The sequence below is a fragment of the Rhodoferax sp. genome, assembly GCF_034519335.1.
Taxonomy (GTDB): domain Bacteria; phylum Pseudomonadota; class Gammaproteobacteria; order Burkholderiales; family Burkholderiaceae_C; genus Allorhodoferax.
Genome location: NZ_JAXHOL010000002.1, coordinates 407,741 through 415,290, shown reverse-complemented (window position 1 = coordinate 415,290; position 7,550 = coordinate 407,741). Strand labels below are relative to the sequence as shown.

6 protein-coding genes are annotated in these 7,550 nt (G+C 62.5%); 3 read left to right on the top strand and 3 right to left on the bottom strand.

The features are described 5' to 3' along the window. Together panB and panC are read left to right on the top strand one after the other, a co-directional pair. Window positions 1-849: 3-methyl-2-oxobutanoate hydroxymethyltransferase (gene panB / locus U5O12_RS03840; RefSeq protein WP_322577348.1), on the top strand; the 849-nt coding region annotated here is incomplete at its 5' end. A gap of 85 nt (window positions 850-934) precedes the next feature. Next, window positions 935-1,759 (top strand): pantoate--beta-alanine ligase, encoded by an 825-nt coding sequence (gene panC / locus U5O12_RS03835; protein ID WP_322577347.1) that lies wholly within the window; start codon window positions 935-937, stop codon window positions 1,757-1,759. 27 nt (window positions 1,760-1,786) lie between these two features. Here panC and U5O12_RS03830 read toward each other — a convergent pair whose 3' ends face one another. The 3 genes from U5O12_RS03830 to U5O12_RS03820 form a co-directional block, all read right to left on the bottom strand. Next, window positions 1,787-2,359: an SPOR domain-containing protein gene (locus tag U5O12_RS03830; RefSeq protein WP_322577346.1), complete on the bottom strand. Its 573-nt coding sequence runs from the start codon at window positions 2,357-2,359 to the stop codon at window positions 1,787-1,789. Between the two features lie 116 nt (window positions 2,360-2,475). Continuing rightward, entirely contained in the window at window positions 2,476-2,967 is a 492-nt protein-coding gene (locus U5O12_RS03825; RefSeq protein WP_322577345.1) for a DUF1854 domain-containing protein, read from the bottom strand. Further along, the gene (locus U5O12_RS03820; protein WP_322577344.1) at window positions 2,964-5,225 is read right to left on the bottom strand and encodes an ABC transporter ATP-binding protein; all 2,262 of its coding nucleotides are present in this window, start codon (window positions 5,223-5,225) and stop codon (window positions 2,964-2,966) included. The genes U5O12_RS03825 and U5O12_RS03820 overlap by 4 nt, the downstream gene beginning before the upstream one ends. Before the next feature lie 149 nt (window positions 5,226-5,374). Between U5O12_RS03820 and cphA the strand changes: the two genes are divergently transcribed. Next, complete coding sequence (gene cphA, locus U5O12_RS03815) at window positions 5,375-7,549, top strand: cyanophycin synthetase (protein ID WP_322577343.1); 2,175 nt, start codon at window positions 5,375-5,377, stop codon at window positions 7,547-7,549. Window position 7,550: the final 1 nt, after the last annotated feature.

Here is a 7,550-nt window from a genome sequence, read left to right as displayed (position 1 = left end):
TACGGCACGCTGCCTCCGGCATCTCCGCCGTCCACGCGCAAGCCCATCAGCCTGCCGCGCCTGCAGGAGATGCACAGCCGTGGCGAAAAAATCACCATGCTCACCGCCTACGACGCCACCTTTGCGGCGGTGGCGGATGCAGCCGGTGTGGAGTGCATTCTGGTGGGTGACTCGCTGGGCATGGTCTGCCGCGGCCTGCACAGCACCGTGGGCGTGACGCTGGACGACATGGCCTACCACACCGAAAGCGTGGCGCGTGGCCTGCGCCGTGCCCAGGGCACGGCCTGGCTGATTGGCGACCTGCCCTTTGGCAGCTACCAAGAATCCAAAGAACAAGCCATCCGCAGCGCCAGCGTGCTCATGCAAGCAGGCGCCCACATGGTCAAGCTCGAAGGCGGCGGCTGGACCACCGAGGTGGTGCACTTTTTGGTGGAGCGCGGCATCCCGGTTTGCGCCCACCTGGGGCTGACACCCCAAACCGTACACGCGCTGGGCGGCTACCGCGTGCAGGGCCGTGGCGATGCAGCGGCGGATGGGATGAAGAAACAGGCCCACGCGCTGCAAGATGCCGGTGCCTCCATGCTGGTGCTGGAGATGGTGCCCGCGCCGCTGTCGGCCGAACTGACCCAAGAGCTGCCGCACTGCGCCACGATTGGCATTGGTGCTGGCAAGGGCACGGCGGGCCAGGTGCTGGTGCTGCACGACATGCTGGGCGTGAACCTGGGCAAAAACCCCAAGTTTGTGCGCAACTTCATGAACGACGCCAGCAGCATCCGCGGCGCCATGGAGGCCTATGTGGCCGCTGTAAAAAACGGCACGTTTCCTGACGATTCTCTTCACGCCTGGTGAAGGTTACCCCCGCGCCCGCCCCCCGGGGCTTTCCCCCCCTTCGGACCCCCCCCGCCGGATCCCCAACCAACTTCCCCTCCTCTCTATGCAACTTCTTCACACCATAGCCGAGCTGCGCGATGCGCTGAGCCAGTACCGCCACCCTGCTGTGGTGCCCACCATGGGCAATCTGCATGCGGGCCACTTGGCCCTGGTGCGCCAAGCCAAGCCGCTGGGCGATGTGACGGTGTCCACCATCTTTGTGAACCGCCTGCAGTTCGCACCGCACGAAGACTTTGACACCTACCCCCGCACGCTGGAAGCCGACTGCGCCCAGCTGGAGGCTGCGGGCTGCGACATCGTGTTTGCGCCCAGCGAGCAAGAGCTGTATCCCCAGCCCCAAACCTTCAAGGTCCACCCGCCCACGGAGCTGGCCGACATTCTGGAAGGCCACTTCCGCCCCGGCTTCTTCATTGGCGTGTGCACCGTGGTGATGAAGCTGCTGGCGGTCACGCAAGCACGCACCGCACTGTTCGGCAAGAAGGACTACCAGCAGCTCATGGTGATCCGCAATATGGTCAAACAGTTTGCATTGCCTATTGACGTGGTGGGCGGTGAAACCCAGCGCAGCGAGGCGGGCCTGGCCTTGTCCAGCCGCAACGGCTACCTGAGCCCGGCCCAGCGAGAGGAAGCGCTGCTGCTCTCGGCCACGCTGCGCAAAATAGTGGCGGTGCTGCGCGCTGGGGCGTCCGATGTGGCACAACTGGAAGCCGAAGGCATGCATGCCCTGCGCAGTGCCGGCTGGGTGCCGGACTATGTGGCGGTGCGCCGCCAGGCCGACCTGCAAGCCCCACGTGGTGGCGACGCCATGGTGGTGCTGGCCGCTGCGCGCTTGGGCAGCACCCGGCTGATCGACAACATGGAAGTGTGATGAACAAGGGCCCTGACGGGCCCTTGTTTACTTATGGCGGAAGACGATGGCTTCGAGTTGCAAAGTGCGAATTTTCTTGGCAGCAGCGTCAGCCTTGGCCTTGGTGGGGAAGCCACCCACACGCACCCGGGTCAACTTGCCGACATTGGTTTCAAGCAGTTCGGTGTAGGCTGGCAAACCGGCTTTGTCCAGCTTCTGGAATGCATTGCTCGCATTGCTGGGCACGGCAAACAGGCCCACATTGATGTAGTAACCCTTTTCCATTTTTACCGGACCGGCAGGCTTGGCGGGCGCCGCAGGTGCAGGCTCCGGGGGCAGGCTGGCCATGGGTGCGACCACAGGCTTTGCAGGCTCAGCCACGGGTGTGCTGGTGACCACCGGTGCAGGCTCCACCGGCGCGGACGCTGCCGGGCTGGGCGCCATTGCAACCGATGGAGTACTTGCATCTGCTGCGGCCGGTTCGCTGTCACCCCAAAAGGTCAGGGCTTTAGGCCAAATGGCGCAGCCTGACAAGAGCACCGCACAAGCCAGTGCGGCGCCGGTCAGCTGCAGCTTGCGAAGGGTCTGGGGGCGGCGCGAAACAATCGGCAGAGTGGACATGGGGCAGTGCTTTCTGTTCTGGGCTGGGCAGCAGCGCGCGGGTGCGCTGGCATCAGCCCCAAAATGTACCGCAAGCCTGGACCAGTGCGAGTGCCCACTGACCAGGAAACAACACCCTACAGGAAGCGATCCAGAATTTTTTTGCTGTGCGTGTCCAGCGCAAACTGGTCGCGCACCAGGTACTGGATGCCATGCGCATCGGCAATCAACAAGCCGTTGTCCTTGCCAATGCGGCGAATGTCTTCGTCGCCGCGCAGCACAAACTCGGTGTTGCCACGGTCCGTTTCCACCACCCAGGTGCTGGGGGTGGAATAGCTGGTGACCGACACAATGCGCGTGACCACCGGCATGAATTCGCGCGTGGTGAGCTCAGCGCGAATCAGGTCTTGGGCGGGCTGCGGCACCTCGGCCAGCATGTCGACCCAGGCCACTTCTTTGCCATCGGTACTGACCAGCGAAATGCCGTCCTCGGGGGACTGGATGGGGAATGCACGCACTGGCACCACGCCCTCAAACCGTTCACCGGCCTCGTTAGTCAGCACCAGCTTGCCAAAAGGAGTTCGTTCCAGCGAGAAGCAGCTGGCCGTCACTGTGTGCAGGGCGCTCATGCGGACTCCTCCAAAAGATTGTTGTTGCGGGCCTGGGCCTGGTACAGGTTGAAATAGGCGCCCTCCGCAGCCATCAGCACGTCGTGGGTTCCCTCCTCCACCACCTTGCCGCGGTCCAGCACCACCAGCCGGTCGGCCCGGTGCAGGGTGGACAAGCGGTGCGCAATGGCGATGGTGGTGCGGCCTTGCACCAGGTTCTCCAGCGCCTTCTGAATCTCTTTCTCGGTTTCGGAATCTACCGATGAGGTGGCCTCATCCAGGATCAGGATGCGCGGGTCAATCAGCAGCGCGCGCGCAATCGAAATACGCTGGCGCTCCCCGCCCGACAGGCCCTGGCCGCGCTCTCCGACCATGGAGTCGTAGCCCTGCGGCAAACGCAGGATGAACTCGTGCGCGTGGGCGGCACGTGCGGCGGCAATGATTTGGGCGCGGGTGGCGTGTGGCTTGCCGTAGGCGATGTTGTCGGCAATGGTGCCGAAAAACAGAAACGGCTCCTGCAGCACCAAACCAATGTTCTGGCGGTAGTCCGAAATGGCGTAGGAGCGGATGTCCACGCCGTCCACCAAAATCGCGCCCTCGGACACGTCGTAAAAGCGGCAGATCAGGTTCACCAATGTGCTCTTGCCCGAACCGCTGTGGCCCACCAAGCCAATCATCTCGCCGGGCGCAATCTTCAGGCTGATACCGCGATTGACTTCACGATTGCCATACCTAAATCCCACGTCACGCACTTCAATGCGGCCCTGCACCTGACCCATGGGCACCGGGTTGGCGGGCTCGGGCACGCTGGACACATGGTCCAGGATGTCAAAAATACGTTTCGCAGCCGAGGCCGACTTTTGTGTGACCGAGACGATGCGACTCATGGAATCGAGGCGACCATAAAACCGGCTGATATAGGCAATAAAGGCGGTCAGCACCCCCACCGTGATGTCGCCCTTGGACACCTGCCAGATGCCAAACGCCCAGACCACGAGCAGGCCCAACTCGGTCAAGAACGACACGCTGGGCGAAAACAGCGACCAGATTTTGTTGATGCGGTCATTCACCGCCAGGTTGTGTTTATTGGCCTCGCGAAAGCGTGCCGCTTCGCGCTTCTCTTGCGCAAAAGCCTTCACCACCCGCACCCCCGGAATGGTGTCGGCCAGCACATTGGTGACCTCGCCCCAGACGCGGTCAATCTTCTCAAAGCCGGTGCGCAGACGGTCACGCACAAAGTGGATCATCCACGCAATGAAGGGCAGCGGAACCAGAGTGACAAGCGCCAGCCAGGGGTTGATGGAGAACAGGATGAGCGCCGTCATGGTCAACATGATCACGTCGGTGGCAAAGTCCAGCAGGTGCAGCGACAGGAACACACAAATGCGGTCACTTTCGCTGCCAATGCGCGACATCAGATCGCCCGTGCGCTTTCCGCCAAAGTACTCCAGCGAGAGGCGCAGCAAGTGCTCGTAGGTGGTGGTGCGCAAGTCGGCGCCAATGCGTTCGGACACCAGCGCCAGGATATAGGTCTTGGCCCAGCTCAGCATCCAGGCCAGCAAGGCGGAGCCCAGCAGCCCGCCCATGTACATGCCCACCAGCATCGGATCGATCTTTTGCCCGTTTTGGAACGGGATCAACACGTTGTCCATCAGCGGCATGGTCAGATAGGGCGGCACCAGATTGGCCGCAGTACCCAACAGCGTAAGCACAAAACCCAGCAGCAGCTGCCCTTTGTAGGGCTTGGCGAAGCGCCACAGTCGAAACAAGGTCCAAGTGCTGGGTGGGGTGTGGACCACCTTGGTGCACACCGGGCATTCCTCTTGGTCGGCCTCCAGGGGCGCCTTGCAACTGGGACACACCTGCGTCAGGGCCTGCGCCAGTGGGCGACCCGACACGGTGCTTTCCAATTGGGCCTGGAACTGGTCGACCAAGCGCAAGGCATGCAGGTTTTGGCCCAGCGTAAAGCGCCAGCTGGCATGCAGCCCCGCAGCATCCAGAAAATCCAGATGCCCCACCCCCGCATGGTCATGGTGCAGCAAGGACAGCCCAGCTTGCAAATCCCACGACTGCCAGGGCCCGTGGGCCCCCACCCGACTTAACAGGCGCCGGTTGGTGACCAGCACCAATCCCTTGACGAAGCGCAGCTGGGTGTCGAGGTCAACCTCCAGCGAGGCCAACACGTTCTCTTGGGGGTGCAGCTGCTGCTGCACATCGGCCCGCCATTGCGGAGCAAGCTCTCCAGGCAGCACGGAAACAGCAAGGGCGTCAGGGGTCATCTACTTCAAGGGAAAAGGTTTAACTCGGGATTTTGCGTCATCTGCGCGTAGACGCGCCAAGAACAAATCCGTTACACAGCACAGGGGCTGGGTGAAAATACACAACGCGCGCCACGTCACAATGGTGCACCGCCCCACCCCACATCGCCATGACAGCCAAGAAAAACATCGACATTCTCCGGGTAACGTACCTGCGCGGCCCCAATATCTGGACTTACCGGCCCGTTATCGAGGCATGGTTGGACATCGGTACGCTGGAGGACCATCCCTCCAACACCCTGCCCGGCTTCTATGACCGCCTGACCGGCTGGCTACCGGGCCTGATCGAGCACAAATGCAGCCCCGGCGTACGCGGCGGCTTTTTGCAGCGCCTGCAAGAAGGCACCTGGGCCGCCCATATCGTGGAGCATGTGACGCTGGAAATTCAAAACTTGGCAGGCATGCAGACCAGCTTTGGCAAGGCCCGCCAAACGTCCAAGCCCGGCGTCTACAAGGTGGCCTTCCGCACCCGGCAGGAGCAAGTGGGGCGGGCGGCCTTAGTGGTGGCCCGGGATCTGGTCGTGGCCGCTATCAACAACACCCCCTACGACCTGGAAGCACAACTCACGGTGCTGCGCGAAATGGTGGATTCGCTATGCCTGGGGCCCAGCACCTCCAATATTGTGGATGCGGCCACTGACCGCAGCATCCCCCACATCCGCCTGACCGAGGGCAACCTGGTGCAACTGGGTTACGGCATTGCCCAGCGCCGCATCTGGACCGCCGAGACCGACCAGACCAGCGCGATTGCCGAAGAAATTGCCAGCGACAAGGACCTGACCAAAAGCCTGCTCAAGGCCTGCGGCGTACCCGTGCCCGAGGGCACACTGGTCAACTCTCCCGCCGCCGCTTGGGAGGCGGCGGAAGACATCGGCCTGCCCGTAGCGGTCAAACCCTATGACGGCAACCATGGTCGGGGCGTGACGCTGGACCTGTCAGATCAAGCCAGTGTGGAAACTGCGTTCCACGTGGCCAAAGAACAAAGCGGTGGCAGCGTCATCGTCGAGAAATTCATTCCCGGTAACGAGCACCGCCTGCTGGTGGTCGGCAAGCGCGTGGTAGCGGCTGCACGCGGTGAATCGGCTTGGGTTGTGGGAGATGGTGCGTCCACCGTGACCGAACTGGTCAATGCCCAGATCAACACCGACCCACGCCGCGGCGAGGAAGAAGAAGCCCCACTCAGCCCCATCGAACCGCACAAAAGCCCCGAAGTCCAGCTGGAGCTGCGCCGCGCCGGTCTGACACCCGACTCTGTGCCTGCCAAAGACCAAAAAGTGCTGATCCAGCGCAACGGCAACGTGGCCTGGGACGTGACCGACCAAATGCATCCCAGTGTGGCGGCCACGGCAGCCTTGGCTGCCCGCGTGGTGGGTTTGGATATTGCCGGTATCGACATGGTGATGGAAGACATCAGCAAACCCATGAAAAGCCAGCGCGGGGCTGTGATTGAGGTCAACGCCAGTCCCGGTTTGCTGGCACACATCAAGCCCGCCAACGGTGAAGGCCGCCCCGTGGGCCGTGCCATCGTCGAGCACCTGTTTGAGCCCGAAGCCGATGGGCGCATTCCGGTCATCGGCATCACCGGCACCCAAAATACCGGTCGCCTGGCGCGCCTGGTGGCCTGGCTGGTCCACATCAGCGGCCGCCATGTGGGCCTGGCCTGCAGCGAAGGCCTGTACCTCGATGGCCGCCGCGTGGTCGCCACCGATTGCGCGCGCTGGGAGCCCAGCCAACGCCTGCTGATTAACCGCTCGGTGCAGGCTGCCGTATTTGAAAACAGCAGCGCCATGATTTTGGGTGAGGGCCTGGCCTACGACCGATGCGCTGTGGGCGTGGTCACCAACGTGGGATGGACCGACAACCTCAAGGACTTTGACATCCTGGACGCTGAACAAGCCTTCAAGGTCACCCGCACCCAAGTAGACGTCGTACTGCCCAGCGGCACCGCCGTGCTCAATGCCACTGACCCGCAGGTGGTGGAGCTGGCGGAGTTGTGCGACGGCAAGGTCATTTTTTATGCACCCGATGCACAACACCCAACCCTGGTGGCACACCGGGCAGCAGGCGAAAAAGTGGTGTTTGTCCGACATGGCGAAGTCGTGCTGGCACAACAAACCGAAGAAATTGCCCTGCTGCCTCTGAGTACCCTGAACCCGGTCAAAGCCGCCCAACCGGAGCTGGTAATGGCGGCTGTAGCCGCCGCATGGGCGCTGAACATTCCCGTCGAACTGATCGCAGCCGGCCTGCGCACCTTTGACTCCAACCCCAAGAAAACCCCTTACTGAG

What these genes read in the sequence shown, in the direction of transcription:
- panC (WP_322577347.1), top strand. Translation starts at nt 935, where the DNA reads ATGCAACTTCTTCACACCATAGCCGAGCTGCGCGATGCGCTGAGCCAG.
- U5O12_RS03830 (WP_322577346.1), bottom strand. Translation starts at nt 2,359, where the DNA reads ATGTCCACTCTGCCGATTGTTTCGCGCCGCCCCCAGACCCTTCGCAAG.
- U5O12_RS03825 (WP_322577345.1), bottom strand. Translation starts at nt 2,967, where the DNA reads ATGAGCGCCCTGCACACAGTGACGGCCAGCTGCTTCTCGCTGGAACGA.
- U5O12_RS03820 (WP_322577344.1), bottom strand. Translation starts at nt 5,225, where the DNA reads ATGACCCCTGACGCCCTTGCTGTTTCCGTGCTGCCTGGAGAGCTTGCT.
- cphA (WP_322577343.1), top strand. Translation starts at nt 5,375, where the DNA reads ATGACAGCCAAGAAAAACATCGACATTCTCCGGGTAACGTACCTGCGC.